At 70.5% G+C, this 25,800-nt stretch carries 22 protein-coding genes, 1 pseudogene and 1 riboswitch; of the genes and pseudogenes, 11 read left to right on the top strand and 12 right to left on the bottom strand.

Going from position 1 to position 25,800, the window contains the following annotated elements; translation table 11 throughout:
* Nucleotides 1-34 precede the first annotated feature (34 nt).
* Nucleotides 35-1,048, top strand: a complete 1,014-nt coding sequence (rarD, locus tag AB0Q90_RS22970) for an EamA family transporter RarD (RefSeq protein WP_363159247.1) — start codon at nucleotides 35-37, stop codon at nucleotides 1,046-1,048.
* Here the strand turns inward: rarD and AB0Q90_RS22965 are convergent.
* Nucleotides 943-2,283: pseudogene (locus tag AB0Q90_RS22965) on the bottom strand (MFS transporter); the annotation flags it as partial. The gene rarD and the pseudogene AB0Q90_RS22965 overlap by 106 nt on opposite strands.
* Before the next feature lie 91 nt (nucleotides 2,284-2,374).
* On the opposite strand from AB0Q90_RS22965, the gene AB0Q90_RS22960 reads away from it, so the two are divergent.
* Complete coding sequence (locus tag AB0Q90_RS22960) at nucleotides 2,375-2,827, top strand: helix-turn-helix domain-containing protein (RefSeq protein WP_363159248.1); 453 nt, start codon at nucleotides 2,375-2,377, stop codon at nucleotides 2,825-2,827.
* On the opposite strand, the gene AB0Q90_RS22955 is transcribed toward AB0Q90_RS22960, so the two are convergent.
* Nucleotides 2,796-3,410, bottom strand: a complete 615-nt coding sequence (locus AB0Q90_RS22955) for a CGNR zinc finger domain-containing protein (RefSeq protein ID WP_363159249.1) — start codon at nucleotides 3,408-3,410, stop codon at nucleotides 2,796-2,798. The two genes, AB0Q90_RS22960 and AB0Q90_RS22955, sit on opposite strands and share 32 nt — an antisense overlap.
* Nucleotides 3,411-3,431: 21 nt before the next feature.
* Between AB0Q90_RS22955 and AB0Q90_RS22950 the strand changes: the two genes are divergently transcribed.
* Both AB0Q90_RS22950 and AB0Q90_RS22945 read left to right on the top strand, forming a co-directional pair.
* Nucleotides 3,432-3,896 carry a VOC family protein gene (locus AB0Q90_RS22950; protein WP_363159250.1) on the top strand — a complete coding sequence of 155 codons (465 nt, stop codon included), beginning with the start codon at nucleotides 3,432-3,434 and terminating at the stop codon, nucleotides 3,894-3,896.
* A gap of 129 nt (nucleotides 3,897-4,025) precedes the next feature.
* Nucleotides 4,026-4,979 (top strand): M28 family metallopeptidase, encoded by a 954-nt coding sequence (locus tag AB0Q90_RS22945; protein WP_363159251.1) that lies wholly within the window; start codon nucleotides 4,026-4,028, stop codon nucleotides 4,977-4,979.
* On the opposite strand, the gene AB0Q90_RS22940 is transcribed toward AB0Q90_RS22945, so the two are convergent.
* A complete protein-coding gene (locus tag AB0Q90_RS22940) occupies nucleotides 4,976-6,055 on the bottom strand; it encodes a tetratricopeptide repeat protein (RefSeq protein ID WP_363159252.1) in 1,080 nt (359 codons plus the stop codon). The genes AB0Q90_RS22945 and AB0Q90_RS22940 overlap by 4 nt on opposite strands.
* A gap of 198 nt (nucleotides 6,056-6,253) precedes the next feature.
* Between AB0Q90_RS22940 and AB0Q90_RS22935 the strand changes: the two genes are divergently transcribed.
* Nucleotides 6,254-6,838: an NAD(P)H-dependent oxidoreductase gene (locus AB0Q90_RS22935; RefSeq protein ID WP_363159253.1), complete on the top strand. Its 585-nt coding sequence runs from the start codon at nucleotides 6,254-6,256 to the stop codon at nucleotides 6,836-6,838.
* A gap of 34 nt (nucleotides 6,839-6,872) precedes the next feature.
* Here the strand turns inward: AB0Q90_RS22935 and AB0Q90_RS22930 are convergent, their stop codons facing one another.
* The 5 genes from AB0Q90_RS22930 to AB0Q90_RS22910 all read right to left on the bottom strand — a co-directional run bounded on the left by AB0Q90_RS22930 (nucleotide 6,873) and on the right by AB0Q90_RS22910 (nucleotide 12,216).
* A complete protein-coding gene (locus tag AB0Q90_RS22930; protein ID WP_363159254.1) occupies nucleotides 6,873-7,769 on the bottom strand; it encodes an ABC transporter permease in 897 nt (298 codons plus the stop codon).
* The gene (locus AB0Q90_RS22925) at nucleotides 7,756-8,736 is read right to left on the bottom strand and encodes an ABC transporter ATP-binding protein (protein ID WP_363159255.1); all 981 of its coding nucleotides are present in this window, start codon (nucleotides 8,734-8,736) and stop codon (nucleotides 7,756-7,758) included. The genes AB0Q90_RS22930 and AB0Q90_RS22925 overlap by 14 nt, the downstream gene beginning before the upstream one ends.
* A gap of 10 nt (nucleotides 8,737-8,746) precedes the next feature.
* Nucleotides 8,747-9,919 carry a sigma-E factor regulatory protein RseB domain-containing protein gene (locus AB0Q90_RS22920; RefSeq protein WP_363159256.1) on the bottom strand — a complete coding sequence of 391 codons (1,173 nt, stop codon included), beginning with the start codon at nucleotides 9,917-9,919 and terminating at the stop codon, nucleotides 8,747-8,749.
* Between the two features lie 241 nt (nucleotides 9,920-10,160).
* Entirely contained in the window at nucleotides 10,161-11,051 is an 891-nt protein-coding gene (locus AB0Q90_RS22915; RefSeq protein WP_363159257.1) for a CHRD domain-containing protein, read from the bottom strand.
* A gap of 154 nt (nucleotides 11,052-11,205) precedes the next feature.
* A complete protein-coding gene (locus tag AB0Q90_RS22910) occupies nucleotides 11,206-12,216 on the bottom strand; it encodes a polyprenyl synthetase family protein (protein WP_363159258.1) in 1,011 nt (336 codons plus the stop codon).
* 248 nt (nucleotides 12,217-12,464) lie between these two features.
* On the opposite strand from AB0Q90_RS22910, the gene AB0Q90_RS22905 reads away from it, so the two are divergent.
* Together AB0Q90_RS22905 and AB0Q90_RS22900 are read left to right on the top strand one after the other, a co-directional pair.
* Nucleotides 12,465-14,459: a CocE/NonD family hydrolase gene (locus AB0Q90_RS22905; protein WP_363159259.1), complete on the top strand. Its 1,995-nt coding sequence runs from the start codon at nucleotides 12,465-12,467 to the stop codon at nucleotides 14,457-14,459.
* Between the two features lie 250 nt (nucleotides 14,460-14,709).
* Nucleotides 14,710-14,912, top strand: a riboswitch (cyclic di-AMP (ydaO/yuaA leader).
* A gap of 5 nt (nucleotides 14,913-14,917) precedes the next feature.
* Nucleotides 14,918-15,394 carry a transglycosylase SLT domain-containing protein gene (locus AB0Q90_RS22900; RefSeq protein WP_363159260.1) on the top strand — a complete coding sequence of 159 codons (477 nt, stop codon included), beginning with the start codon at nucleotides 14,918-14,920 and terminating at the stop codon, nucleotides 15,392-15,394.
* Here the strand turns inward: AB0Q90_RS22900 and AB0Q90_RS22895 are convergent.
* Nucleotides 15,391-16,215: an HAD family hydrolase gene (locus tag AB0Q90_RS22895; protein WP_363159261.1), complete on the bottom strand. Its 825-nt coding sequence runs from the start codon at nucleotides 16,213-16,215 to the stop codon at nucleotides 15,391-15,393. The genes AB0Q90_RS22900 and AB0Q90_RS22895 overlap by 4 nt on opposite strands.
* Before the next feature lie 167 nt (nucleotides 16,216-16,382).
* Here AB0Q90_RS22895 and AB0Q90_RS22890 point away from each other — a divergent pair, with 167 nt between their 5' ends.
* The 3 genes from AB0Q90_RS22890 to AB0Q90_RS22880 all read left to right on the top strand — a co-directional run bounded on the left by AB0Q90_RS22890 (nucleotide 16,383) and on the right by AB0Q90_RS22880 (nucleotide 19,672).
* Nucleotides 16,383-17,006, top strand: coding sequence for a hypothetical protein (locus tag AB0Q90_RS22890; protein ID WP_363159262.1), 624 nt, complete (start codon nucleotides 16,383-16,385; stop codon nucleotides 17,004-17,006).
* A gap of 175 nt (nucleotides 17,007-17,181) precedes the next feature.
* Nucleotides 17,182-18,396: a fumarylacetoacetase gene (gene fahA, locus AB0Q90_RS22885; RefSeq protein WP_363159263.1), complete on the top strand. Its 1,215-nt coding sequence runs from the start codon at nucleotides 17,182-17,184 to the stop codon at nucleotides 18,394-18,396.
* 337 nt (nucleotides 18,397-18,733) lie between these two features.
* A complete protein-coding gene (locus tag AB0Q90_RS22880) occupies nucleotides 18,734-19,672 on the top strand; it encodes a M56 family metallopeptidase (RefSeq protein WP_363159264.1) in 939 nt (312 codons plus the stop codon).
* Nucleotides 19,673-19,770: 98 nt separating this feature from the next.
* Here AB0Q90_RS22880 and recQ read toward each other — a convergent pair whose 3' ends face one another.
* Nucleotides 19,771-21,741: a DNA helicase RecQ gene (gene recQ / locus AB0Q90_RS22875; RefSeq protein ID WP_363159265.1), complete on the bottom strand. Its 1,971-nt coding sequence runs from the start codon at nucleotides 21,739-21,741 to the stop codon at nucleotides 19,771-19,773.
* A 249-nt stretch (nucleotides 21,742-21,990) separates the two neighbouring features.
* Between recQ and AB0Q90_RS22870 the strand changes: the two genes are divergently transcribed.
* Nucleotides 21,991-22,503: a hypothetical protein gene (locus AB0Q90_RS22870; RefSeq protein ID WP_363159266.1), complete on the top strand. Its 513-nt coding sequence runs from the start codon at nucleotides 21,991-21,993 to the stop codon at nucleotides 22,501-22,503.
* A 63-nt stretch (nucleotides 22,504-22,566) separates the two neighbouring features.
* Here the strand turns inward: AB0Q90_RS22870 and nuoN are convergent, their stop codons facing one another.
* Both nuoN and AB0Q90_RS22860 read right to left on the bottom strand, forming a co-directional pair.
* Nucleotides 22,567-24,216, bottom strand: a complete 1,650-nt coding sequence (nuoN, locus tag AB0Q90_RS22865) for an NADH-quinone oxidoreductase subunit NuoN (protein ID WP_363159267.1) — start codon at nucleotides 24,214-24,216, stop codon at nucleotides 22,567-22,569.
* On the bottom strand, nucleotides 24,213-25,799 hold the full coding sequence (locus tag AB0Q90_RS22860; RefSeq protein ID WP_363159268.1) for an NADH-quinone oxidoreductase subunit M: 1,587 nt from the start codon (nucleotides 25,797-25,799) through the stop codon (nucleotides 24,213-24,215). Before AB0Q90_RS22860 ends, nuoN begins: the two co-directional genes overlap by 4 nt.
* Between the last annotated feature and the right edge of the window lies 1 nt (nucleotide 25,800).

Raw genomic sequence — 25,800 nt, 5'->3', positions numbered from 1 at the left:
TTCGTGCAGGCACGCACGACGAGAGGGAGGGCCCGTGAGCGGGAAGCCGAAGGGTGAGCGGCGCATAGGACTGCTGAACGGCTTCGCGGCTTACGGGATGTGGGGACTGTTCCCCCTCTATTTCCCGCTGCTGAAGCCCGCCGAGCCGTTCGAGGTCCTCGCCCACCGGATGGCGTGGACCCTCGTCGTCGTCGCCGTGGCGCTGCTCGCCCTGCGCCGCTGGAAGTGGGCCGGTGAACTGCTGCGCCAGCCCCGCCGTCTCGCGCTCGTCGCGGTCGCCGCGGCCTTCATCGCCGTCAACTGGGGCGTCTACATCTGGTCCGTGAACAACGACCGGGTCGTGGAGGCCTCGCTCGGCTACTTCATCAACCCGCTGGTCACCATCGCCATGGGCGTACTGCTCCTGAAGGAGCGGCTGCGGCCCGTGCAGTGGGCGGCGGTCGGGGTCGGTTTCGCGGCGGTCGTGGTCCTCACCGTCGGCTACGGCCGCCCCCCGTGGATCTCCCTCGTCCTCGCCTTCTCCTTCGCCACCTACGGCCTGGTGAAGAAGAAGCTCAACCTCGGCGGCATCGAGTCGCTGGCCGCCGAGACCGCCATCCAGTTCCTGCCCGCGGTCGGCTATCTGGTGTGGCTGACCGCCCAGGGCGACTCCACCTTCACGACCGAGGGCCCCGGGCACACCGTGCTTCTCGCGGCCACCGGCGTCGTCACCGCGCTCCCGCTGGTCTGCTTCGGCGCGGCGGCGATCCGCGTGCCGCTGTCCACGCTGGGGCTGCTGCAGTACCTGGCGCCCGTCTTCCAGTTCCTGATCGGTGTCGTCTACTTCCGTGAGGCCATGCCCGCCGAGCGCTGGGCCGGGTTCGCGCTGGTCTGGCTGGCGTTGTCGCTGCTGACCGCCGACGCCTGGCGCTCCGCGCGCAGGGCCGCCCGCGCGCTCAGGGACGAGACCAGCACGCCCAGCGCCACCATGACGACGGGCACCACCAGCGCCGTACGGAACGCGGACAGCGTGTCCTCGGGGTCCGACCCGGTGGACGCCAGGCCGTAGACGGCCGTCACCGCCGAGATCCCGATCGCCGAGCCGAACTGCGACGAGGTGTGCAGCAGCCCGCTCGCCAGCCCCTGCTCCTCCTCGGCGACCCCGTCCGTGGCCGCGATGGTCAGCGGCCCGTACGCCAGCGCGAACGCCGTGCCCGCGACGACCAGCGTCGGCAGCATGGCCAGGTACGGCCAGTCCATGCCCACCGGCAGGAACAGCCCGTAGGCGACGACCGCCAGCAGGAAGCCGCCGACGATCACGCGCGCGTTGCCGTAGCGGGTGACCAGTCTCGGGGTGAGCGTCGGGGCCAGGATCGCGTCGCAGCCCATGATGATCAGGGCGATCGAGGTCTGCAGGGACGACCAGCCGCGCAGTTCCTGGAGGTAGAGCGTCACCACGAACTGGAAGCCGAAGAAGGCGCCGACGAACAGCAGGGCGCCGAGGTCGGCACGGACGACCGAGCCCGTGCGCAGGATGCCGAGCCGGACCAGCGGGTCGGCGGTGCGGCGCTCCACAATCACGAAGGCGGCGCCGAGCAGCAGCGCCGCGAGGGCCGCCGCCACGGTGAGCGGCCAGTCGTCCAGGCCGTGTTCGAGGCGTACGACGGTGTAGGCGGCCAGCAGCATCGCGCCGGCGGCGGTGATCGCGCCGGGCAGGTCGAAGCCGCGCCCGCGTGCACGCGGACCGTCCTGTCGCGGGACCAGACGCACGGCGGCCACCAGCAGGGCGGCGGCCAGCAGTACCGGCGCGAAGAACACCCACCGCCAGCCGAGTTGGGTGAGCAGTCCGCCGGCCACCAGGCCGAAGGAGAAGCCTCCGGCCGCCGTACCGGCGAAGACCAGCAGGGCCTTGTTGCGCTGCGGACCCTCCTCGTACGACGTCGTGATCAGGGAGAGCGCGGCCGGGGTCATGAAGGCCGCCGCGACGCCGGTGACGAAGCGGGCGAGGATCAGCATCCAGCCGTTCGTGGCGAAGCCGCCGAGTCCGGAGAAGCCCAGGAAGACCGTCAGCCAGAGCAGGAACATCCGGCGCCGGCCCAGCAGGTCGGCCGCGCGGCCGCCGAGCAGGGTGAAGCCGGCGTAACCGAGGACGTAGGCGCTCATCACCCACGACGCGCTGCCGGTGGACAGGTCCAGGTCGGCCCGGACGGTCGGGATGGCGACGGCCATCATGGCGATGTCGATGCCCTCCAGGAAGATCGTTCCGCTGAGGACTAAGAGCAGCGCCCAGGCGCGGGTGCCCATGACCACACTCCAGAAATAGGTGGGTTGGTTACGCGACTGAGGGTCAGTTCCCTCTTGTAACCACCCCCACCCTGCGGCAGCATCGACAGACATGGAAGAAGGCACTTCAAAGTCACCGAGTACCTGCGCGAGCACCGTGGACTACGGCGACGCCGACCCCTTCCAGTGGGACACCCGGGAAGACTGCCAGGTTCGGCAGATCCTGGACAGGGTGGCCGACAAGTGGTCGCTGCTCGTCATCGCCCTGCTGGAGAACCGGCGCCTGCGCTTCACCGAGCTGCGCCGGGAGATCGACGGCGTCAGCCAGCGCATGCTGACCGTGACCCTGCGTCAGCTGGAGCGCGACGGGCTGGTGAAGCGGACCGTCCATCCGGTGGTGCCACCGCGCGTGGAGTACGAACTCACGGCGCTCGGCGGCACGTTGCACGCCACGATCCAGTCACTGGTGACCTGGACCGAGAAGCACCAGCAGGAGATCGCGGCGGCGCGGGAGGCGTACGACGCGCGGGAGACTAGCCCTGCTGCCGCTTCCGGTGCGCCCTGACCTTCTCCCGGTTTCCGCAGTGCTCCATCGCGCACCAGCGTCTGCGCCCCGGGCGTGAGGTGTCGACGAACAGCAGATAGCAGTCGTGGGCGCCGCACTCGCGGATGCGGTCGGCGTACGGGCCGCTGAACAGGGCGATCGCGTCGCGGGCGACGGTCGACAGCAGCTGGGTGCCGGTGGCGCCCGGCGCCCAGGCGCGCGCGCCCTCGGGGGTGAGGCGGGAGACGAGCGAGGGCTCGGCCGCGGGCGCGTTGACCGCGTCCACGAGCTCCGCCCGCGCCGGCCGCCCGTGCGCCCGGTCGGCGGCGAGCCGGAAGAAGGCGTCGCGGAAGGTGCGGACCCGCGCCAGCTCCGCTTCGGATACGGCAAGTTCGAGGCCGCCCGGCAGACGGCTGCGGTCGGCCCACACCACCAGGTCCGCGGGCGTGTGCAGCACCTCGTAGCGCGCGAAGGCGCCCGGGCCGCCCGTCGTCAGCAGCTCAAGACACAGGGCGCCCGGGTCGAAGCGGTACGGCTTGCCCTCGTACGAGATCAGCGTCAGACCGGGGAGGCGTCCCGGCGTTTCCGTTGCACGCTCGGTCATGTAACCACTATAAGTGGTTACATGACCGAGACACCCGCTCCACTGCACTGGAAACTCGTCATCGACGCCGCCGACCCGCACCGGCAGGCCGACTTCTGGGCCGCCGCCCTGCACTATCTGGCCGAGGACAACAGCGCGCTCGTCGAGCGGCTGCTGAAGCTCGGCGCACTGCCCGCCGAGGCCACCGTCGACTTCCACGGCCGCCCGGCCTTCCGGGACCTGATCGCCGTACGGCATCCGCAGGACCCGTACGAGGAGGAGACCGGAACCGGGCTCGGGAGGCGGCTGCTGTTCCAGCGTGTTCCCGAGCCGAAGACCGTCAAGAACCGGGTTCATGTGGATCTGCACGCGCCCGAAGGGCAGCGTGACGCCGAGGTCGAGCGGCTGGAGGGGCTCGGGGCGAGCGTGGTGCGGCGGGTGTCGGAGCCGAGCGGGGCATGGGTGGTGATGGCGGATCCGGAGGGGAACGAGTTCTGCGTGCAGTAACCCGCTCCGGCATGTGAACTCCGTGTCCCATTATCACTCTTGACGGAGAATCAGCCTCAGCTTCACCATCCAGGCACCCCATTCACGGTGGAATCCCTGTGATTCCCAAGGGAATTCGGAGCCCCCCACATGAAGCTCACGAAGCTCTCCGTCTCCGGGCGGGCGACGGCCGCCGCTGTCGTCGCGGCCGTCTCCCTCCTGGCCGGCGGTTCCATAGCCGGGGCGGCACCCGCGCCCGCGGTGGCCGCCGCCCCCGACATCCCCGTGGCAAGCGTCAAGGCCCATCTGACCCAGCTCCAGTCCATCGCCACCGCCAACGGCGGCAACCGGGCGCACGGCCGGGCCGGTTACCGGGCCTCGCTCGACTATGTGAAGGCCAAGCTCGACGCCGCCGGATTCACCACCACGATCCAGCAGTTCACCGCTTCCGGCCGCACCGGCTACAACCTGATCGCCGACTGGCCCGGCGGCGACACCAACCAAGTGCTCATGGCGGGCTCGCACCTCGACAGCGTGAGCTCCGGCGCCGGCATCAACGACAACGGCTCCGGCTCGGCGGCCGTACTGGAGACCGCGCTCGCCGTCTCCCGGTCCGGCCTCCAGCCCGCCAAGCACCTGCGGTTCGCCTGGTGGGGCGCCGAGGAGCTGGGGCTCGTCGGCTCCCGGTACTACGTCAACAGCCTCTCCTCCGCCAACCGCGCCCGGATCAGCGGCTACCTGAACTTCGACATGATCGGCTCACCGAACCCCGGCTACTTCGTCTACGACGACGACCCGGCGATCGAGAAGACCTTCCAGACCTACTTCACCGGCCTCGGCGTCCCGACGGAGATCGAGACCGAGGGCGACGGCCGCTCCGACCACGCGCCCTTCAAGAGCGCGGGCATCCCGGTCGGCGGCCTGTTCACCGGCGCGAGCCGCACGAAGAGCGCCGCGCAGGCGGCGAAGTGGGGCGGTACGGCGGGCGTGGCGTTCGACCGCTGCTACCACTCGTCGTGCGACACGACGGCCAACATCAACGACACGGCGCTGGACCGGAACAGTGACGCCGTCGCCTACGCGGTCTGGGAGTTGTCGGACTAGTTCCCCGACTCCCGTACGCGCCCCGCGAGTCGGCGCATGCGTGCGTGCGCCGACTCCAGCCGCTCCCTCTCCTCCGCCGCCGGGCCGCCGTCCGTCGTGAGGGCGGTCCACAGGTCGATCAGTTCGCGGCCCAGGCGCAGCCCCTGCTCGGGGTCGCGTACGGCGCGCCAGGCGGTCGCCGCGCTCAGGACGTTGCCGTAGGCGGCCTCGCCGTCCCGGGCGCGGCGGTGGATGCGGGCCAGGTCGAGGGAGAGCGCGAGGGCGTGCACCGGGTCGCCCGCCAAGTAGGCGATGTAGGCGGTGAGTTCGCGCAGCCGCAGGACCTCGGGGTGCTCCGGGCCCAGCGTCCGCGAGGCCTGCGCCACGGTCTGTTCGGCCAGCTGCGCCGCCTGCTGGGTCAGCCCCTCGCGCACGGCCTCGTTGATCCGGGCCATCGGTTCGGCGAGGAGGGCGGCGCCGCCGGCGGGCGGCTCGTCGCCGAGCACGGCCTCGGCCACGGCGTCGAAGCCGCGGGGCGGGGTCGGCTTGGGGTCCGGGTCGAGGGCCGGGTCGAGCACCGGGTCGAGGATCGGCTTGGGGGCCGGGGCGAGGATCGGCTTGGGGTCCACGCCGAACACCGGGTCGAGGACCGGCTCCGGGTGCGGTCGGGCGGCCATCGGGGGCGGCGGGCCGAACTCCCCGGCGGGCGGGCCGAACTCCCCGGTGGGCGGCGCGACCGTACCGGGGGCGGCCTTCCGTACCGGCCGCAGCAGATGGGTGGGCGTGTCCGGTATGGCGCCTTCCTGTGTCGGCTCCCCCGTCAGCTCGCTGGAACCGTCCGGGTTCACCTGGAGCGGGACGGCGTACCCGACGCGCTCGTCGTGGACGGTGGCCAGGACGGGCCGGCCGGTGGCGAGGGCGAGGCGGTGGAGGTGGTTGAGAACGGCCTGCTGGACCTCCTGGCCCGGCGCCGGCACGACCGGTTCGCCGTCGACCGAGGCGCTGCCCGCGCCGGGACCCGTCGCGGGGACGCGGACGTCGATCGGCGCCCCGGCCTGCTGCTGTTCCCGCTTCTTGGCTCGGCTGAGTCGGGTCATCGGTTCCTCACTCGCTGACAACACCTACCCCCGAGTCTCTCCGGGCGTGCCCGCTGCACACGTCACCGGGGCGTCACAGCCTCGTTCCAGGAACTCACGCCGGCGGCCCCATGAACAGGGCCCCTTGGCGAATTACTTGCGGACGCATATAATGCACATGCGAGTTATTGTCGTACGCCGACCATCTGGGGGATTTCCATGACCCGCCGCTTCCTGTTCGTGCTGGGCAGCAGCCGCGCCGACGGCAACACCGAGCTGTTGGCCCGCCGGGCCGCCGAGCAGCTGCCCGACGACGTCGAGCAGCAGTGGATCGACCTCGCGGCACACCCGCTGCCGGACTTCGAGGACCTGCGGCACGACAGCGACCTCGTCCGGCCGACGGACGGGAACCTCGGACTGCTGTTCGACGCCACGATCGCGGCGACGGACATCGTGATCGCGTCCCCGCTGTACTGGTACTCGGTGTCCGCCCACACCAAGCGCTACCTCGACTACTGGTCCGGCTGGCTGCGCACCCCGGGCATCGACTTCAAGGCGACGATGGCCGGGCGGACGATCTGGGGCGTCACCGCGCTCGCCGACCGCGAGCCCGTGGTCGCCGACCCGCTGATCGGCACGCTCAACAACTCGGCCGCGTACATGAAGATGCGGTTCGGCGGAGTGCTGCTCGGCAACGGCAGCAAGCCCGGTGACGTACTGAACGACACCGAGGCCCTGACCCGCGCGAAGACGTTCTTCGAGCAGGAGGCGCCGCTCGCGCGGTTCGCGTTCGAGGCCTCGTAGACCGTTTCGAGGCCTCGTAGACCGTTTCACAGCTCTACGCCGTGATGTCCTTCGTCGTGAAGCGCGCCCAGGCCGCGCTGCCGAACACGGCCGCGTAGAGGCCCTGCAGACCGAGGTTCTTGACCAGGTCGTCCCAGTACACCGGGTCGCGCATCAGGTCGGCGAAGGACAGCCAGTAGTGGGAGAAGAAGTACGGCTGGAGGGCGTCGAGCTGGGGGATCTGGTCGAGGATCTGGACGGTGATCAGCAGGCCCACGGTCGTCGCCATCGCCGCGATGCCGCTGTTGGTCAGCGTGGAGATGAACAGGCCCAGGGCCGCGACACCGGTCAGGGACGCGGCAACGACCAGTGCGATCAGCAGGGCGCGGCCGAGTCCCTCGGCGAAGCTGATCCGGGTGCCGGAGATCGTCGTCAGTTCGCCCAGCGGGAAGAGCAGCGCGCCGACCGCCAGCGCCGAGACCGCGACCACGAGGGTGGCCAGCAGGCAGAACGCCATCGTGGTCGCGTACTTGGTGAGCAGCAGCCGGGTGCGGCCGGCCGGGGCCACCAGCAGATAGCGCAGGGTGCCCGCGTTCGCCTCGCCCGCGATGGCGTCGCCCGCGACGACGCCGATCGCCATCGGCAGGAAGAACGGCAGGGTCGCGGCCAGCGCGGTGAACACCAGGAACAGGCCGTTGTTGGTGATCTGCGAGATGAACGCGGGGCCCTCACCGCCGCCGCCGTCGACCGAGCCGCCGTCGCCGGTCTCGATCTTCACGGCGATCCCGACCAGGACCGGCACGGCGGCCAGTACGGCCAGCAGCGCGAGGGTCCGCCAGCGCCGGAAGGTCGTGACCAGCTCGCTGCGCAGCAGCCCGAAGGTCCACAACGGGCTCACCGCGCGGGCGGGTTCGGGCTGCGCCGCCGTGCGGGTGAGTTCAGCCTGCGACATCGAAGCCCTCTCCGGTCAGTGCCACGAACGCGTCCTCCAGGGAAGCCCGTTCGACGCCGAAGCCGCGCACGCGGACGCCCGCCGTCACGAGCGCGGCGTTCACCTCGGCGAGATCGCGCTCGGGCGGCTCCGCGGTCACCCGGTCCTCCGTGACGACGATGTCGGCCGCCCCCTGCTCCTTCAGCACCCGGGCCGCGTCCGCCGTGTCCGGCGTCGTCACGACCAGCCGGCCCCGCGCGCCCGCCGCCAGGTCCGTCACCGCGCCCTGGGTGATGAGCCGGCCCTGGGCCATCACGGCCGCGTGCGTGCACACCTGCTCGATCTCGTCGAGGAGGTGCGAGGAGAGGAAGACGGTCGTGCCGTCGGAGGCCAGCTCCCGGATCAGCGTGCGTATCTCGCGCATGCCCTGCGGGTCGAGGCCGTTGGTCGGCTCGTCGAGGACGAGGAGCCGGCGCGGCTGGAGGAGCGCCGCGGCGAGCCCCAGCCGCTGCTTCATGCCCAGCGAGTACGCCCTGGCCTTCTTGGCCGCGGCCGCCGTCAGGCCCACCCGGTCCAGCGCCGCCGCGACGCGGGTGTGCCGGGTGCGGGGATCGGCGGTCGGGTCGGCGGCGTCGTAGCGCAGCAGGTTGTCGCGGCCGGAGAGGAAGCCGTAGAGCGCGGGGCCCTCGATGAGGGCCCCGACGTGCGGCAGGACGGCGCGGGTGGCGCGGGGCATGGGCTGCCCGAGCACCCGCGCCGTGCCGGAGGTGGGCTCGATGAGCCCCATCAGCATGCGGATGGTGGTGGTCTTGCCGGAGCCGTTGGGGCCGAGGAAGCCGAAGACACTGCCCGTCGGGACGGTCAGGTCCAGGCCGTCGACGGCGAGTTGCCCGCCGCGGTAGCGCTTGGTGAGCGCGCGGGTGACGATGACGCCGTCACCCGCGGGGTGCTGCTCCGGCTCCGGCTCCGTGGCGGACGTGTCGCTCATGTGTGCCTTATTACCCGGCGTTGGCGGCCTTGACGAGCGCGTCCTTGGTGACCGCGCCGACGTAGACCGTTCCGTCGTCGGTGATCAGGGCGTTGACCAGGCGGGTCTTGAAGACCGTGCCCTCGCCGAACTTGCCCGTCACCTTGTCGCCGAGCGAGTCCAGGAAGCCACCGATGTCGCCGCCGACCTCGGAGCCGGAGGGCATGCCCTCGCCGCCGGTGTCGAGGACGGCGATGGAGTTCCAGCCCTCGCCGATGACCTTCGGTTCACCCTCGGGGGCCTGGGGTGCCCCGGAGTGCTCCTCCTGGGCGACCTCGCCCTCTTCGGTGACCTTCGCGCCCTTCGGCGGGGTGAAGTCGAAGGTCGACGCGGCCGGCTCGGCGAAGCTGATCCTGGTGAAGCCCGCGTCGACCACGGCGGCGCCGCCGCTCGCCGGGGTCAGCGTGAACTTCAGCGGCAGCCCGGTCTTGGCGTCCACGGCCACGGTGATGGCGCCGACCGTGGTGTCGTCCTGCTTCGGCTTGATGAGCAGCCGGTAGGCGTCCCGGCCGGCGACCTGTGCGGTGCCGTCGACCGTGACGGAGGTGGTGTCGTCGACCGACTTCAGAGCCTCCTCGGTGAGGTCCTTCGGCGTGGCCGGGACCTCCTTCTCCTTGTGCTCACTCTCGGCGGCGGTGCCGTGGAAGACCTCGTTCGACTTGCTGTCGTAGCCCCAGACGTCCTTGCCGTTGTGGATGAGGCTGTACTCGGCGGCGTTCTCCATCAGAGAGAGCTTCTGCCGGTCCGGGCCGTCCACGGCGACGCGCAGGGTGTGCGTGCCGGTCGCCAGTTCGGTGAGCTTCGTGGACGGGTCGGCGGACGAGCCCTCACCGGACTCCATGGCCCCCGAGGCCAGCGAGCTCTCCAGCCCGCCGAGGTCGGGCAGGCCCAGATCGGTGCTGATCTTCACCGTGCCGGACAGCTGCTGTACGTCGGACTCGGCGATCTTCTCGATGAGTTGCTGCGCGCTGATCTCGGGCAGGTCGGGGTCGCCGGAGTCGGCGAGCGCGGGAACGAGCCCGATGGTCGCCGCCGCCACCCCCACCACCGCGACCGGAACGACGTACCGCGCGGCCTTGCGCCGCCCGGCGCGCAGGTCGTCGGCCTCGCCGGTCGTGCTGTCGTCGGATTCGTACGGTGCCATGTGTGCCCTACCTCCGTGTCGGCGGCGGCTTTCAACTCCCGTGCGTCCACCCGTAGCCGCCATTCTCACCCGAATCGGTGAGGAGTGGTGTTTTCCGTGGTTTCCATCTGACCAAATCGACCGGAGGGAAGCGTCAGACCGCGGGCTCAACTCCGTGTACACCTGGGGTATGACGTGAGAGGGCGGCGCCTCCCCCGACCCGTAGGGGTCGTACGGGAAACGCCGCCCTGACTGCGGACTCTCAGCCCTGCAGGAACACATAGTCCGCCCGGTACGGCACGCCGACGATCGCACCCGGTTCGCAGGATCCGGCCGGGGCGACACCGCCGACGGTGTTCAGCCGGAGGATCTCGGTCGTACCGGCGAGCAGACCGTGGTGCTTGCCGGACTGCGTGGCCTTCAGGTCCAGTTCGGGGATGTTCCCGTCCCCGTTGGGCGTCCTGCTGATCACCGATCCGGTGACCGCGCTGCCGTCGGGCGCGATCCACTGCGGCGTACCGGAGTTGGGCGCGACGAAGGAGTGCGCGATACGGCCGGCGAGCAGGGCACTGACGTCCCGCTGGGCGAAGGCGGTGCCGCCGTCCGCGGTCGGCTTGCACTCGTAGATCTGCTTGCCCTTGATGACGGACGCCTGGAAGTTGTCGAGTGCGTCGTGGAAGTCGAAGGCGGCGACGGTGACCTTGTGGAGCTGGCCCCGGAGGGCTCCGCCCGGGAACTCGGCGGTGTGCAGGTTGGCGTAGAACGAACCGGGGTCGGTCTTCAGCGAGTTGAGCAGCTCGGGGTCGCTCACCTCGACCGTGCCGGTGACGCTCCTGCTCTTGCCGTCCTTGCTGTCCGTGAGCAGTTTCGTGAAGTCGACCTTGACGCCGCCGTTGGTGCCCTTGGCGCCCTGGTGGAGGTGGAGCGCGGTGGGCCGGTCGGTGCCGCGCCACTTGACGGCGACGGACACCTGGTCGCCGTGGACCTTCACGAACTGGAGCGCGGCACCGTCCTGGTCTCCGACGACGCCCACCTCGTTGGCGCCGCGCAGGCTTGCCGCAAGAACGACGGCGCCGTCCTCGGTGGCCGAGGCCGAGGTGGGAACGACGGCGGCGGCCACGGCGACGGCGGCGACGATCAGACTCTTGCGCATGAAGTTTTCTCCCCGTTTGCCGGCCGACGCCCCCTGCGTCGGCTTCTGGGCATGAATACGGGGTTGATCTGAGATTGAACTCAGTCCAGCAATGTGATGCGGGTCACGGCGATGCGGTCAGGGGCAGGGGGAACTGCACACAAACCGCAGAGGGCTAACCCGCCCGATGCACCACCGCGTCGCACAGCTCCATCAGCGACGCCTTGGCATCGCACTCCGGCAGCGGCGCAAGCGCCGCCCGCGCGTCCTCCGCATACCGCACGGTGTCCCGCCGGGCCTGCTCCAGCGCGGGATGCACCCGCAGCGCGGCCAGCGCCTCCGCGTGCCGCACATCGTCGGTCAGATCGGAGTCCAGCAGCTCGCACAGGGCGATGTCCTCGGCAAGGCCCAGCCGCTCCGCCCGCTCCCGCAGCCGCAGCACCGGCAGCGTGGGAATCCCCTCGCGCAGATCCGTACCGGGCGTCTTCCCGGACTCGCGCGAGTCGGACGCGATGTCCAGCACGTCGTCCGCGAGCTGGAACGCGACCCCGAGCCGCTCGCCGTACTGCGTGAGCACGTCCACGACCGTCTCGTCGGCGCCCGACATCATCGCGCCGAACCGGCACGACACCGCCACCAGTGAGCCCGTCTTGCCGGCCAGCACATCGAGGTAGTGCTCGACCGGGTCCCGGCCGTCCTGCGGACCCGCCGTCTCCAGGATCTGCCCGGTGACCAGGCGCTCGAACGCCTCGGCCTGCACCCGGACCGCCTCGGGACCGAGGTCGGCGAGGATGTGCGAGGCGCGCGCGAACAGGAAGTCGCCGGTGAGGACCGCGACCGAGTTGCCCCAGCGGGTGTTGGCGCTGGCCACGCCGCGCCGCACCTCGGCCTCGTCCATGACGTCGTCGTGGTACAGCGTCGCCAGATGGGTCAGCTCCACCACCACCGCCGAGGGGACGACCCCCGGCGCGTACGGGTCACCAAACTGTGCGGTGAGCATCACGAGCAGCGGACGGAACCGCTTCCCGCCCGCGCGCACGAGATGCTGGGCAGCCTCGGTGATGAAGGGGACCTCGCTCTTGGTGGCTTCGAGCAAACCCTCCTCGACGGCCGCCAATCCGGCCTGGACATCGGCTTCCAGAGCCTGGTCCCGCACGCTCAGCCCGAACGGCCCGACGACGGTCACGAGGGGTCTCCTGTCTGCTGGTGTCTACCGGCGGTTACGCGGTTTGTCGATAGGTCGCTGCCATCACTCAAGTCAGCGTATCCGGTCACGTTTCGATCACCGCTGCCGCCCACCCGTCCACCGCGGGCGGTATCGGATCACGCCGGTTATGTTTTTGATCACCTGATAAGAACGGACATCTATCGACTTACGTGGAGATAGTGGAGCGTGTCTCAAACCGCAGTCGATGTGAAGACGGGATCACACCGATGCGCATCCGTACGTCCTTCCCCTTCGAGACCACTCACGACGACCTCTGGATCCCGCTCGCCGACGGCACCCTGCTGTACGCGCGCGTGTGGCGCCCGCTGACGGACGAGCCCGTACCGGCGCTCCTGGAATACCTCCCGCACCGCCTGACCGACTCGACCGCTCCGCGCGACTTCCAGCGCCACCCCTGGTACGCCGGCCACGGCTACGCCTCCGTCCGGGTGGACGTCCGGGGGCACGGCAACAGCGAGGGCATCCCGACGGACGAGCACTCGGCGACGGAGCTGTCCGACGGGGTCGAGGTGGTGAACTGGCTGGCCGCGCAGCCGTGGTGCGACGGCGGCGTCGGCATGTTCGGCATCTCCTGGGGCGGCTTCACCTCCCTCCGGATCGCGGCTCTGGCGCCCGAGCCCCTCAAGGCGATCGTCACGGTCTGCTCCGGCGACGATCGCTATGACAACGACGCGCACTACCTGGGAGGTTCCGTCCTAGGGGTGGACATGCACGCGTGGGCCGCCACCCTGCTGGCCTTCGCCTCCCGGCCGCCCGACCCGAGGTACGTCGGCGGGAGCTGGCGCGACATGTGGCTCAAGCGCCTGGAGACGCTCGAACCGTTCCTGCACACCTGGCTCGGCCACCAGACCCGGGACGACTACTGGCGGCACGGCAGCGTCCGCGAGGACTACGGCGCGATCGACGCGGCCGTCCTGGCGGTGGGCGGCTGGCACGACCCGTACCGCGACACGGTGCTCCGGCTCGTCGAACACCTGCCCGCCGACCGGGTGCGCGGCCTGATCGGGCCCTGGTCGCACCAGTACCCCGACCGCGGCCTGCCGCCCGGCCCGGCGATCGGCTTCCTCCAGGAGACCCTGCGCTGGTGGGACCACTGGCTGAAGGGCACCGACACCGGGGCGATGCGGGAACCCCTCCTGCGCTCCTACGTCAGCGACTCCCACCCGCCGGCCACGGTCTACGACACCCTGCCGGGCCGCTGGGTCGGCGAGCCCGCCTGGCCCTCCCCGAACGTGCGGACCGTGACGTACGCCCTCCAGGGCGCCCCCGCGCTCGTCCGCTCGCCGATGCAGACCGGCCTCGACGCCGGTCGCTTCCTGCCGTCCGGGAACGACGCCGATCTGCCGCCCGACCAGCGGGAGGAGGACGCGCGCTCGGCCTGCTTCGAGTTCGCGGTGGGCCAGGAGACCTGGGCGCTGGGCAGACCGCGGGTGCGGCTGCGGCTGACCTCGGAGGTGCCGCGCGGGCAGGTGATCGCCCGGGTGTGCGACGTGGCCCCCGACGGCTCCTCGACGCTGGTCACGCGCGGGGTGCTGAACCTCTCCGCCCGCCTCGGCCGCGACCGGGCGGTGCCGTGGGAGCCGGGCGCCACTCAGGACGTCTCCTTCGAGCTGAACGGCATCGGCCATGCCTTCCCGGCCGGCCACCGCATCCGGCTCGCGGTGTCCTCGGCGTACTGGCCGTGGATCTGGCCGCAGCCGGAGTCGGCGGCGGGCTTCACCCTGGACCCCGCGGGCAGCTTCCTGGAACTGCCGGTACGCGCGCGTGAGGCCTCTTCGAGCGTGGCATTCGAGGAGCCGGAACAGGCCGAGCCCATCGGCGTGAACTACCCGATCACCCTGGACGAACCGCGCCCCGAGCGGCTGGTCGTGCGTGACGTGGCCAAGGACGAGTGGCGGCTGGAGGTCGACCCGCGCAACGGCGGCACGCGCGTGTACCCGGACGGTCTTGAGTTCACCGAGGACGCGCTGGAGACGTACACGATCCGCGGCTCCGATCCCCTGTCCGCCCGGGCCCGCTCGGAGTGGTCGATCCGGCTGCACCGCCCGGAACTCGCGTGGGACACGACCGTCCGGACCCGTTCGGAGCTCACCTGCGAGGCGACGGACTTCGTCACCTCCAGCGAGGTGATCTGCACGGAGGGCGGAGAGGTGGTCTTCCACCGGACGTGGGAGAAGCGGATTCCACGGACGGCGGGCTGACTGCCACTTAGGGGACGAATAGCCTTTTTGCCCGATTCGGGATGCTTCCGCATGCGCGTGAGTTGACTCACGCCCGCACCCGCACAGGCGTCACACAGGCTTCGCCGTACGACCCTTTGCGGGCCGTCAGTTGAGGCTTGGCGACCGCAAAGGTTCAACCACCACGCATCCGTTGCGCAAAGATCAAACCGCTCGATATGTGAATCCGGTACTTGTTCCGGACATGTGCTCTCGCATACGTTCCCGGCCTGTCGGGCGGACGCCGAATCCTGCCGCCGCCCGGCTCCACCGAGATCTTCGTACGGCAGGAGCGGGGGACCCAGGTAAGTCGCCGGACCGGGCGTCTTCGGACACACCGGTACGGCTTGGGGTGAAGTCGCGCCCTTCATGTGCGCGGCCGGGCAGCTCCCGCCCGAACCCGACAGCTCACCTCGCAGGCGACGGAGAGGAACTTCGCCATGCCTGCTGCCGCTCAGCACCGTCGCACCAGCCGCGTCGCCCGTAAGCTCGCCGTCCTCGGCACCGGAGCCGCCGTGCTCGCGCTGCCCTTCATCGGCGCGACCAGCGCCTCCGCGGCCACCCCGACCGTCACCACCGCCGCCTCGCTGGGGTACGCCAACAACCTCGACGGCTGGATCCGGGCATCCCTCCAGGTCATGGCCCAGAACGGGATCCCCGGCACGTACGACGGCATCTACCGCAACGTCATGCGGGAGTCCTCCGGCAACCAGTACGCGATCAACAACTGGGACTCCAACGCCGCCGCGGGCACCCCGTCCAAGGGCCTGCTCCAGGTCATCGACCCGACCTTCCAGGCGTACCACGTGTCCGGCACGTCCTACGACCCCTACGACCCGGTCGCGAACATCACCGCCGCCTGCAACTACGCCGCCCAGCGGTACGGCTCGATCGACAACGTGTGGGGCGCCTACTAAGGCCTGTCCCAGGCCTGGGGAAAGAGTCTTTCGAGGACGACGGCGATGCCGTCGTCCTCGTTCGACAGCGTGACCTCGTCGGCGACCGCCTTGAGTTCGGGGTGGGCGTTGGCCATGGCGACGCCGTGGGCCGCCCAGTCGAACATCGGGATGTCGTTGGGCATGTCGCCGAAGGCGATCGTCCGGTCCGGGCCGAGCCCCAGATACTCGGCGGCCAGCGCGAGCCCCGTCGCCTTGGTGATGCCGCATGGCTGAAGTTCGACGGTCCCGGGGCCGGACATGGTGACGGTCGCGAGGGAACCGACCACCGAACGCGCCGTCGCCGCCAACTGGTCGTCGGACAGGTCGGGATGGCGCAGCAGCACCTTGCTGATCGGCTCGCACCACAGGTCGTCACGGCGCCCCACCCGTACCGCGGGCAGCGTGGGGTGCGGCATCAGATAGCCGGGCTCGATGAGCGTGAGCCCGTCGACTCCGTCCTGGTCGACCGCCGCGTACACCTGCCCGACCTCGGCCTCGATCTTGCCGAGCGCGGTTTCGGCCAGCTCCCGGTCCAGGGTGACGGACCACAGCAGCCGGTCCGCGCCGGCGTCGTACACCTGCGCGCCCTGCCCGCACACCGCGAGCCCCGTGCTGCCGAGGTCGTCCAGCAACGGCCGTACTCTCGGCGCCGGCCGACCCGTCACCACCAAATGCCGGGCACCGGCCGCCGCCACCCGCGCGAGCGCGCCGAGCGACCGGTCGGAGAGCGTGTCGTCGCCTCGGAGCAGCGTTCCGTCCAGATCGGTGGCGATGAGTGAATATGCGATGGGTGCGGCCATGATCAGAGAATACGGACAGGACGCCCCTGCGACTCAGCGCGAACCGGACGACCACGGCGTCCTCCGCCGCCCCTCCCGCCGCTCCCAACTCCCCTGTCACGATCAGCTTTTCCCTCCCATCGGTGGTGAGATGGGAGCACTGTGCTGACGGAAGAGGGGCAAGTGGCATGACGGAACAGGGCAGGACCTTCTCGACGCATCTCCGGGATGCCGCCGTCGGCATTCTGGAGCGCTTCCCGGAGGAGCTGAAGCCCGAGATATACGCGCTGTCCTTCCGCATCTGGCGCGTCGACGACGACGACCGCCGCCCGTACGTCGCCATCGGCTACAACACGGAGACCCAGTACGAGTTGGAACGGCACCCGGAGGACCCGGGCGAGGCCCGCTGGAACTACGCCTGCTGGCTCCTGGACGGCTTCGAGACGCTCGGCAACGTGCCCGAGGACCCGGTCGGCGCGTCTCTGTACGAGGACGAGGTCAGGCACCTCGGCCTGTGGTTCGAGGAGGACGAAGAGGAGGAGGCGGAGGAAGGGGAGGCGGAGGACGAGGACGCGACCGACGCCAAGCGCGAACTGCTCCAGGTCCACTTCGCCGACGCCTGCATCGACCTCGCCCGCCATCTGCATGCCGACGGCCCGATCCAGCGCGTCTTCGGCCGCCCGCTGCCCGTCGTGGTCTTCGACATGTACTGCCCCGGCTGGGAGGTCGAAGCCACGGAGGCCGCCAACCCGCCCGAACTGATCGAGGACTTCCTGACCTGGCAGCGGGAGGCGGGCCACTTCGACGACTGACGCGGGCGGCGGCGGGCGGCCGTATCGATGACTGGCCCCGGCCAGCAGCAGGCGGGGCGCTTCGGCGCCTGGCCCCGGCCCCCCTCCTTCGGCACTGCCCAAGACGGCCGCCCCACCCGTAACGTGTGCGGCGACGACACGGACCCGTGGCACGCACGAGAGTGAGGCAGCACCCATGCCCCCCTTTGATGTCCCCGAGGGCGACCCCTTCGGCCCGCACAACCTTCCGTACGGTGTCTTCTCCGTCCCCGGTTCCGACGCCGCGCCCCGGGTCGGCGTACGGCTCGGCGACCACGTCCTCGACGCGGGCGCGGCGGCGCTGGCGCTCGACTCCCCGTACGCCTCCCTGCTCGCCCGGCCGACCCTCAACCCGCTGCTGGCCGCGGGCCGCACGGCCTGGTCCGACGTGCGCCGCGCGCTGACCGCGTGGGTGACGGTGCCGTCCCACCAGGAGGCCGTCGCGCACCTCCTCCACCCTCTGTCCTCGGTGACCCTGCACCTCCCCTTCGAGGTCGCGGACTACGTCGACTTCTACGCCTCCGAGAACCACGCAAGGAACGTCGGCCAGATGTTCCGCCCCGACGCCGCGGACTCCCTCACCCCGAACTGGAAGCACCTGCCGATCGGCTACCACGGCCGCTCCGGCACGGTCGTCGTGTCGGGAACGGACGTCGTACGGCCCTCGGGCCAGCACAAGGCCCCTGCCGACGCGGCACCCGTCTTCGGCCCGTCCGCCCGCCTGGACATCGAGGCCGAGGTCGGTTTCGTCGTGGGGGTGCCTTCGCAGATGGGCCGGCCGGTGGAGCTCGCCTCCTTCCGGGAGCACGTCTTCGGCCTGTGCCTCCTCAACGACTGGTCCGCCCGCGACATCCAGGCCTGGGAGTACGTCCCCCTCGGCCCGTTCCTCGGCAAGTCCTTCGCCACGTCGGTCTCGGCATGGATCACCCCGCTGGACGCCCTCGACGAGGCCCGCGTGGCACCGCCGCAGCGCACGCACGAGCTGCTGCCCTATCTGAACGACGCGGCCGAGGAGCCCGGCGGCTACGACCTGCGTATCTCCGTGGCGGTCAACGGCCATGTGATCTCCGAGCCTCCCTTCTCCACCATGTACTGGACGGCCGCCCAGCAGCTGGCCCACATGACGGTCAACGGCGCCTCGCTGCGCACCGGCGACCTCTACGGATCCGGCACGGTCAGCGGCCCGACGGAACGCGAACGCGGCTCCCTGCTGGAGCTGACCTGGAACGGCCGTGACCCTCTGGAGCTCCCCGACGCCAAGCGGACCTTCCTGGAGGACGGCGACGTGGTGACGCTGTCCGCCTGGGCACCCGGCGCGGGCGGGGTCCGGGTCGGTCTCGGCGAGGTCAGCGGGCGGGTGGTGACCGGGTGACAGGGACCCTGACCGGGTGACAGGCACGTAACCGGGCGACAGGCACGTAACCGGGTGACACGCACCGTGCCCCGCTGAACGACCCACGCCCACAGGTGAGTTGACGCTCGTGGCCGACTCACGCGGGTGAACCGGTCTCCTCTCGCCGGAGAGCGGCGTGCGTACCGATGGCGACCATGTGCCGGACGCCCCTTGCCGGTCGCCGACGTCTGCCGCGCGCCGCCCGCCGCCGTCATACTTGGCGGCGGGCACCTGCGCGCGGCCCACACCCCGCACCGGCCGCGCACAGCCCGCCCCGAAGCCGACCCCTCTCCGACCAGGATCCGGAGCCCGTGGCATGACCGTCTGCCTGCTCCTGCTGAGCGTCGTCGCCCTGACGGCCGCCGTGCCGGCGCCGCGTTCCCTCACGCGGGCCGCATGGCCCGAGCGGGAGCCCGTGGTGGCACTGTGGGTGTGGCAGTGCCTGGTCGCCACCGTCATGCTGTGCTGCCTGACCGCGCTCGTCCTGGGCGCGGCCGCCGTCTTCCACACGGTCCGCAACCACGTCTTCGCGCCCGCACCGCCCGCCGTGACCGCGGCGTACGACCTCTCCACCGCACCGGCCTGGGCCGCCGCCTTCACCCTGCTGCTGGCCTGCGGTGCCGCCTGGACGACCGCGATGCTGGCCCGCGAGCTGGTCGAGGCGCGCCGCAGCCGCGGCCAGGCCAGGGCCCACCTGCGCGAACGCGCACCCGATCTACCGGCCGGCCTGCCCGCCGCGCGCGGCCCGCTGCTGGTGCTGGAGGACGAGTACCCCGACGCCTGGTGGATGCCCGGCAACCCGCCCCAGCTGATCGTCACCACGGGCGCCCTGCACCGCCTGACCGACCACCAGCTCGACGCCGTCCTCACCCACGAGCGCGGCCACGCGCGGGCCCGCCACGACTGGCTGCTGCACCTCTCCACTGCCCTGGCCACCGGCTTCCCCCGCATTCCGCTGTTCGCCCACTTCTGCGACCAGACCCACCGCCTGGTCGAACTGGCCGCCGATGACACGGCGTCCCGCCGGTGCGGCCATCTGACCACCGCGTTGGCGCTGATCGAGCTCAATCAGCACCGGGGGGTTCTGTCCTGCGCGTCCAGCCACCGACTGCTGGGCGAGCGGGTGGACCGCCTGCTGGAACCCCAGCCACGACTGGACCGCCGACACCGGGCACTGGCTACGGCGACGGCGGCATTGGTGCCGCTGCTGCCCCTACTGATCGTTTTCGGGCCGGGGTTGACGGCGTTGGCGTAGGCGGGGGGTAGGCCGGGGCGCCCCTGTCGGGGCGCTGGCGTAGGCCGCGCAGACTGCGCCCACGCCCACCCCGCGCCCGTCCCCGGCTCCGGGCCCCCTCAGATCCAGTCGTCCGGCTCCGGCTCCTCGTTCATCTCCGGCCAGTCCTCCCCCGCGGGCTCACGCTCCCCCGCCTCGGACACCGTCGCCCCCAGTGAGGCGAGCACCCCGATCACGCCCTCCCCGTACGTCACCAGCTTCTTCTCTCCGACCCCGCTCACCCCGGCAAGCTGCTCCACCGACGTCGGCCGCACCGTCGCAATTTCCCGAAGCGTCGCGTCGTGGAAGATCACATATGCCGGAACTCCCTGCTCCCGCGCCTGCTCCGCCCGCCAGGCCCGCAGCGCCTCGAAGACAGGCACCAGCTCCGCCGGCAGCTCGGCCGCCGCGGCCTTCGCCTTGCGCTCGCCCTTGGCAGAGGACCCCGACGCCGACCGCGAGGACGCCGGCTTCTTCGGCTCCTTGCGCAGCGGCACCTCCCGCTCCCGCCGCAGCACCGTCCCGCTCGCCTCGGTGAGCACCAGCGTGCCGTACTCCCCCTCCACCGCGAGGAGCCCCTGCGCCAGCAACTGCCGGACGACGCCCCGCCATTCGCCCTCGCTCAGTTCCTCGCCGATGCCGAAGACGGACAGCTGGTCGTGGTCGAACTGGATCACCTTGCCGGTGCGCTTGCCCAGCAGGATGTCCACGATCTGCACCGCGCCGAACTTCTGCCCCCGCTCCCGCTGCAGCCGTACCACCGTCGACAGCACCTTCTGCGCCGCGATGGTGCCGTCCCAGGTCTCGGGCGGGGTGAGGCAGGTGTCGCAGTTGCCGCAGCCCGTGGGTTCGGGCTCCTGGCCGAAGTAGGCGAGCAGCTGGCCGCGCCGGCACTGTGCCGTCTCGCACAGGGCGAGCATCGAGTCCAGGTGGGAGGCCGCCCGGCGCTGGAACGCCTCGTCGCCCTCCCCCGACTGGATCAGCTTGCGCTGCTGTATGACGTCATTGAGGCCGTACGCCATCCACGCCGTCGACGGCAGTCCGTCACGTCCCGCCCGGCCCGTCTCCTGGTAGTAGCCCTCCACCGACTTGGGCAGGTCCAGGTGGGCGACGAACCGTACGTCCGGCTTGTCGATGCCCATACCGAAGGCAATGGTCGCCACCACGACCAGCCCGTCCTCGCGCAGGAAGCGGGACTGGTGCGCCGCGCGTGTGCCCGAGTCCAGGCCGGCGTGGTACGGCACCGCCTCGACGCCGTTGCGGCTCAGGAACTCCGCTGTCTTCTCCACGGAGTTGCGCGAGAGGCAGTACACGATGCCCGCGTCCCCGGCGTGCTCCTCGCGCAGGAAGCTCAGCAGCTGCTTCTTGGGGTCGGCCTTCGGCACGATCCGATACTGAATGTTGGGCCGGTCGAAGCTGGCCACGAAGTGCCGGGCCGTCGGCATGTTCAGCCGCTGGGTGATCTCCTGGTGCGTCGCGTGGGTGGCCGTCGCCGTGAGCGCGATCCGCGGTACGTCCGGCCAGCGCTCGCCGAGCAGCGAGAGGGACAGATAGTCGGGCCGGAAGTCGTGGCCCCACTGGGACACACAGTGCGCCTCGTCGATCGCGAACACCGCGATCTTGCCCCGGGAGAGCAGATCCAGCGTGGCCTCGACGCGCAGCCGCTCCGGAGCGAGGTACAGCAGGTCCAGCTCCCCCGCCAGGAACTCGGCCTCCACCACCCGGCGCTCGTCGAAGTCCTGCGTGGAGTTGATGAACCCGGCACGCACGCCGAGCGCCCGCAGCGCGTCCACCTGGTCCTGCATCAGCGCGATGAGCGGCGAGACGACGATGCCCGTACCGGGTCTGACCAGGGACGGAATCTGGTAGCAGAGCGACTTGCCGCCGCCGGTCGGCATGAGGACGACGGCGTCGCCGCCGGCCACCACATGCTCGATGACCGCCGCCTGCTCACCGCGGAAGGCCTCGTATCCGAAGACCCTGTGGAGCGTGGCCAACGCCTCGCTGTCGGCTACCGCTGTCATTGCACCGATCCCGCCCGTCCCGCCCATCGCCGTGCCCCCGTCCGTCGCTCCTCGACCACTGCGTCCACGATAGGCGTCCGCACCGACAGCGCCGGAGTTATCCACAGGCTGCTCGATGACGTTCGGTAGTCATTCGAATGGCTGTAGTCATCTGGCAGGGGCCCCACCGGCCGGGACATGCTCTTTCGGACGGGACAGGGGGAGGCCCGACCCTCTTCGACCTCGAAGGACGGCGCGCCGTACAAGCCGCGCCTCCCCGCTGCAAGGAGTCACACCATGTCCCGTCGGTCCCTCAAGGCCGCCTTCGCCGCCGCGATAACCGCGTCGCTCGCGCTGACCGCCGTCCCCGCGCATGCCGCCCCGGACCCCGACCCCCTCGTCTGGGCCGACCTCACCGGCACCTATGCGGCGACCGGTGTCTACCAGTACGAACCCTTCGCCGTCGCGGACGGATTCAAGCCCACGCCCTGCGCCGAAATGCCCCCGGACGGCGGCATGGGCTACCACTACTTCAACTTGGAGAACATCGACAAACTGACCCCCTCGACGCCGGCGGCCCTCCTGTACGAGGACACCCCCGACCAGGGGCGCAGGCTCGTCGGCGTGGAGTGGATCGCGAGCGCCGACACGCACTCCAGCGCGCCGACGATGTTCGGTCAGACCTTCCGGGGCCCACGGGCCTACACGGAGCCGCTCAACGGCAGCTTCTACACACTGCACGCGTGGATCTACAAGGAGAACCCCAACGGGTTGTTCGGCCTGTGGAACCCCACGGTCAAGTGCTCCTGAGCTCGCACGAAAGGCCCCGGATCCCACCTCGGGATCCGGGGCCCTCCGCACGAACACCGCAGGTCAGCGCACGAACACCCCGGCATCGCTCGCCAGGTCCAGGAAGTACTGCGGCGCCACACCGAGCACCAGCGTGACCGCTACACCCACGCCGATCGCCGTCATCGTCAGCGGCGACGGAACGGCGACCGTCGGCCCCTCGGGCCGCGGCTCGCTGAAGAACATCAGCACGATGACGCGGATGTAGAAGAACGCCGCGATCGCCGACGAGATCACACCGACCACGACCAGCGGGGTCGCGCCGCCCTCCGCCGCGGCCTTGAACACGGCGAACTTTCCGGCGAAGCCGGAGGTCAGCGGAATGCCCGCGAAGGCCAGCAGGAACACCGCGAACACGGCTGCCACCAGCGGCGAACGGCGGCCGAGACCGGCCCACTTGGACAGATGCGTCGCCTCACCGCCGGCGTCGCGCACCAACGTCACCACCGCGAACGCCCCGATCGTCACGAACGAGTACGCGCCCAGATAGAAGAGGACGGAGGAGACGCCGTCCGGCGTGGTCGCGATGACACCCGCGAGGATGAAGCCCGCGTGCGCGATCGACGAGTACGCCAGCAGCCGCTTGATGTCGGTCTGGGTGATCGCGACGATCGCACCGCCGAGCATGGTGACGATCGCGACGCCCCACATGACCGGCCGCCAGTCCCAGCGCAGGCCGGGCAGCACGACGTAGAGAATGCGGAGCAGCGCCCCGAACGCGGCCACCTTCGTCGCCGCCGCCATGAAGCCGGTCACCGGGGTCGGCGCGCCCTGGTAGACGTCGGGCGTCCACATGTGGAACGGCACCGCGCCCACTTTGAACAGCAGGCCCATGACGATCATCGCGGCGCCGATGAGCAGCAGCGCGTCGTTGCCCATGGTGTCCGCGAGGGCCGGGTCGACGGTGGTGATCGTGCCGTCGACGACCTGCGCGATCGTCGCGTACGAAACGGAGCCCGCGTAGCCGTACAGCAGCGCGATGCCGAACAGGGTGAACGCGGAGGCGAACGCCCCGAGCAGGAAGTACTTCACGGCCGCTTCCTGCGACATCAGCCGCTTGCGGCGGGCGAGGGCGCACATCAGGTACAGCGGCAGGGAGAAGACCTCCAGCGCGATGAACAGCGTCAGCAGGTCGTTGGCCGCCGGGAAGATCAGCATGCCCGCGACGGCGAAGAGCAGCAGCGGGAAGACCTCTGTGGTGGTGAACCCGGCCTTGACGGCGGCCTTCTCACTGTCGCTGCCCGGCACGGACGCGGCCTGCGCGGCGAAGGAGTCGACGCGGTTGCCGTGCGCCTCCGGATCCAGCCGCCGCTCGGCGAACGTGAACAGGCCGACCAGTCCGGACAGCAGGATCGTGCCCTGAAGGAAGAGGGCCGGCCCGTCGACGGCGATGGCGCCCATCGCCGCGATGCCCGCCTTCGTGGTGCCGTACCCGTCCGCCGCGAGCGCCACGACCGCTGCGAAGGCGGCGATGAGCGCGACGGCGGAGACGAACACCTGGGCGTAGTAACGCGACTTGCGCGGGACGATCGCCTCGATCAGCACTCCGACGACCGCCGCGCCGACGACGATCAGAGTGGGCGACAATTGTCCGTATTCGATCTTCGGCGCGTCGATCTTCGAGATCGGGTCGGCCGCGGTTGTCCACAGGCTGTGGACGGCTGTTGCGCTCACTTGGCCGCCTCCACCTCGGGCTGGGGGTCCTTCTGGTCCACGACGGACATGGTCTTCTCGACCGCCGGGTTGACGATGTCGGTGACGGGCTTCGGATAGACGCCCAGGAAGATCAGCATCGCGATCAGCGGGGTGACGACCAGGAGTTCACGCGCGCGCAGGTCCGGCATCTTCGTGACCTCCGCCTTCACCGGGCCCGTCATCGTCCGCTGGTACAGGACGAGGGTGTAGAGCGCGGCGAGCACGATTCCGAAGGTGGCGATGATTCCGACCGCCGGGTAGCGCGCGTACGTGCCGACCAGAACCAGGAACTCACTGACGAACGGCGCCAGTCCCGGCAGCGACAGCGTCGCCAGTCCGCCGATCAGGAAGGTTCCGGCGAGAACCGGGGCGACCTTCTGGACACCGCCGTAGTCGGCGATGAGCCGCGAGCCGCGCCGCGAGATCAGGAAGCCGGCCACCAGCATCAGGGCGGCCGTCGAGATCCCGTGGTTGACCATGTAGAGGGTCGCGCCGGACTGGCCCTGGCTGGTCATCGCGAAGATGCCCATGATGATGAAGCCGAAGTGCGAGATCGACGCGTAGGCGATCAGGCGCTTGATGTCCCGCTGGCCGACGGCGAGCAGTGCCCCGTAGACGATGCTGATCAGGGCGAGGGTGAGGATCGCGGGCGTCGCCCATTCGCTCGCCTCCGGGAACAGCTGGAGGCAGAAGCGGAGCATCGCGAAGGTGCCCACCTTGTCGACGACCGCCGTGATGAGGACGGCGACCGGCGCGGTGGATTCCTGCATCGCGTTGGGCAGCCAGGTGTGCAGCGGCCACAGCGGCGCCTTCACCGCGAAGGCGAAGAAGAAGCCGAGGAACAGCCAGCGTTCGGTGCTGGTCGCCATCTCCGGCATGCCGTGCTGCGGATCGAACAGCGTCTGGAGCGAGAAGGTCCCGGCCTGTACGTAGAAGCCGATCACCGCGGCCAGCATGATCAGGCCACCGGCGAGGTTGTAGAGGAGGAACTTCACCGCGGCGTACGACCGTTGCGTCGAGGCCGCCTCCTCACCGTGCTCGTGGGCACGGTCCCCGAAGCCGCCGATGAGGAAGTACATCGGGATGAGCATGGCTTCGAAGAAGATGTAGAAGAGGAAGACGTCGGTGGCCTCGAAGGAGATGATCACCATCGCCTCGACGGCCAGGATCAGGGCGAAGAAGCCCTGCGTCGGCCGCCAGCGCCTGCTGCCGGTCTCCAGCGGGTCGGCGTCGTGCCAGCCGGCCAGGATGATGAACGGCATCAGTACGGCGGTCAGCGCGATGAGCGCCACCGCGATGCCGTCCACGCCCAGCTCGTACGTGACGCCGAAGTCCGGGATCCAGGAGTGGGATTCGGTGAGTTGGTAGGGGTTGTTGGGGTTGTCCGGGTCGACGTGGTTCGGATCGAAGCGCACCGACACGGCGATGGCCAGCCCGAGCGTGGCGAGCGAGAAGAGCAGCGCCAGCCATTTGGCGGCGGTGCGCTGCGCGGCCGGCACGGCGGCCGTGACGACCGCCCCGACCGCCGGGACCGCCGCCGTCGCTGTCAGCAGAAAGGACATC

The organism is Streptomyces sp. NPDC079141 (genome assembly GCF_040686775.1).
In the GTDB taxonomy this organism is placed as follows: Bacteria; Actinomycetota; Actinomycetes; order Streptomycetales; family Streptomycetaceae; genus Streptomyces.
Note: the sequence above shows the minus strand (reverse complement) of the source record. Positions and strands in the feature narration are given on the sequence as shown.

Coding starts and splice junctions, on each gene's coding strand:
- AB0Q90_RS22960 (WP_363159248.1), top strand. CDS start 2,375: ATGGAAGAAGGCACTTCAAAGTCACCGAGTACCTGCGCGAGCACCGTG.
- AB0Q90_RS22955 (WP_363159249.1), bottom strand. CDS start 3,410: ATGACCGAGCGTGCAACGGAAACGCCGGGACGCCTCCCCGGTCTGACG.
- AB0Q90_RS22950 (WP_363159250.1), top strand. CDS start 3,432: ATGACCGAGACACCCGCTCCACTGCACTGGAAACTCGTCATCGACGCC.
- AB0Q90_RS22945 (WP_363159251.1), top strand. CDS start 4,026: ATGAAGCTCACGAAGCTCTCCGTCTCCGGGCGGGCGACGGCCGCCGCT.
- AB0Q90_RS22940 (WP_363159252.1), bottom strand. CDS start 6,055: ATGACCCGACTCAGCCGAGCCAAGAAGCGGGAACAGCAGCAGGCCGGG.
- AB0Q90_RS22935 (WP_363159253.1), top strand. CDS start 6,254: ATGACCCGCCGCTTCCTGTTCGTGCTGGGCAGCAGCCGCGCCGACGGC.
- AB0Q90_RS22930 (WP_363159254.1), bottom strand. CDS start 7,769: ATGTCGCAGGCTGAACTCACCCGCACGGCGGCGCAGCCCGAACCCGCC.
- AB0Q90_RS22925 (WP_363159255.1), bottom strand. CDS start 8,736: ATGAGCGACACGTCCGCCACGGAGCCGGAGCCGGAGCAGCACCCCGCG.
- AB0Q90_RS22920 (WP_363159256.1), bottom strand. CDS start 9,919: ATGGCACCGTACGAATCCGACGACAGCACGACCGGCGAGGCCGACGAC.
- AB0Q90_RS22915 (WP_363159257.1), bottom strand. CDS start 11,051: ATGCGCAAGAGTCTGATCGTCGCCGCCGTCGCCGTGGCCGCCGCCGTC.
- AB0Q90_RS22905 (WP_363159259.1), top strand. CDS start 12,465: ATGCGCATCCGTACGTCCTTCCCCTTCGAGACCACTCACGACGACCTC.
- AB0Q90_RS22900 (WP_363159260.1), top strand. CDS start 14,918: ATGCCTGCTGCCGCTCAGCACCGTCGCACCAGCCGCGTCGCCCGTAAG.
- AB0Q90_RS22895 (WP_363159261.1), bottom strand. CDS start 16,215: ATGGCCGCACCCATCGCATATTCACTCATCGCCACCGATCTGGACGGA.
- AB0Q90_RS22890 (WP_363159262.1), top strand. CDS start 16,383: ATGACGGAACAGGGCAGGACCTTCTCGACGCATCTCCGGGATGCCGCC.
- fahA (WP_363159263.1), top strand. CDS start 17,182: ATGCCCCCCTTTGATGTCCCCGAGGGCGACCCCTTCGGCCCGCACAAC.
- AB0Q90_RS22880 (WP_363159264.1), top strand. CDS start 18,734: ATGACCGTCTGCCTGCTCCTGCTGAGCGTCGTCGCCCTGACGGCCGCC.
- recQ (WP_363159265.1), bottom strand. CDS start 21,741: ATGGGCGGGACGGGCGGGATCGGTGCAATGACAGCGGTAGCCGACAGC.
- AB0Q90_RS22870 (WP_363159266.1), top strand. CDS start 21,991: ATGTCCCGTCGGTCCCTCAAGGCCGCCTTCGCCGCCGCGATAACCGCG.
- AB0Q90_RS22860 (WP_363159268.1), bottom strand. CDS start 25,799: ATGTCCTTTCTGCTGACAGCGACGGCGGCGGTCCCGGCGGTCGGGGCG.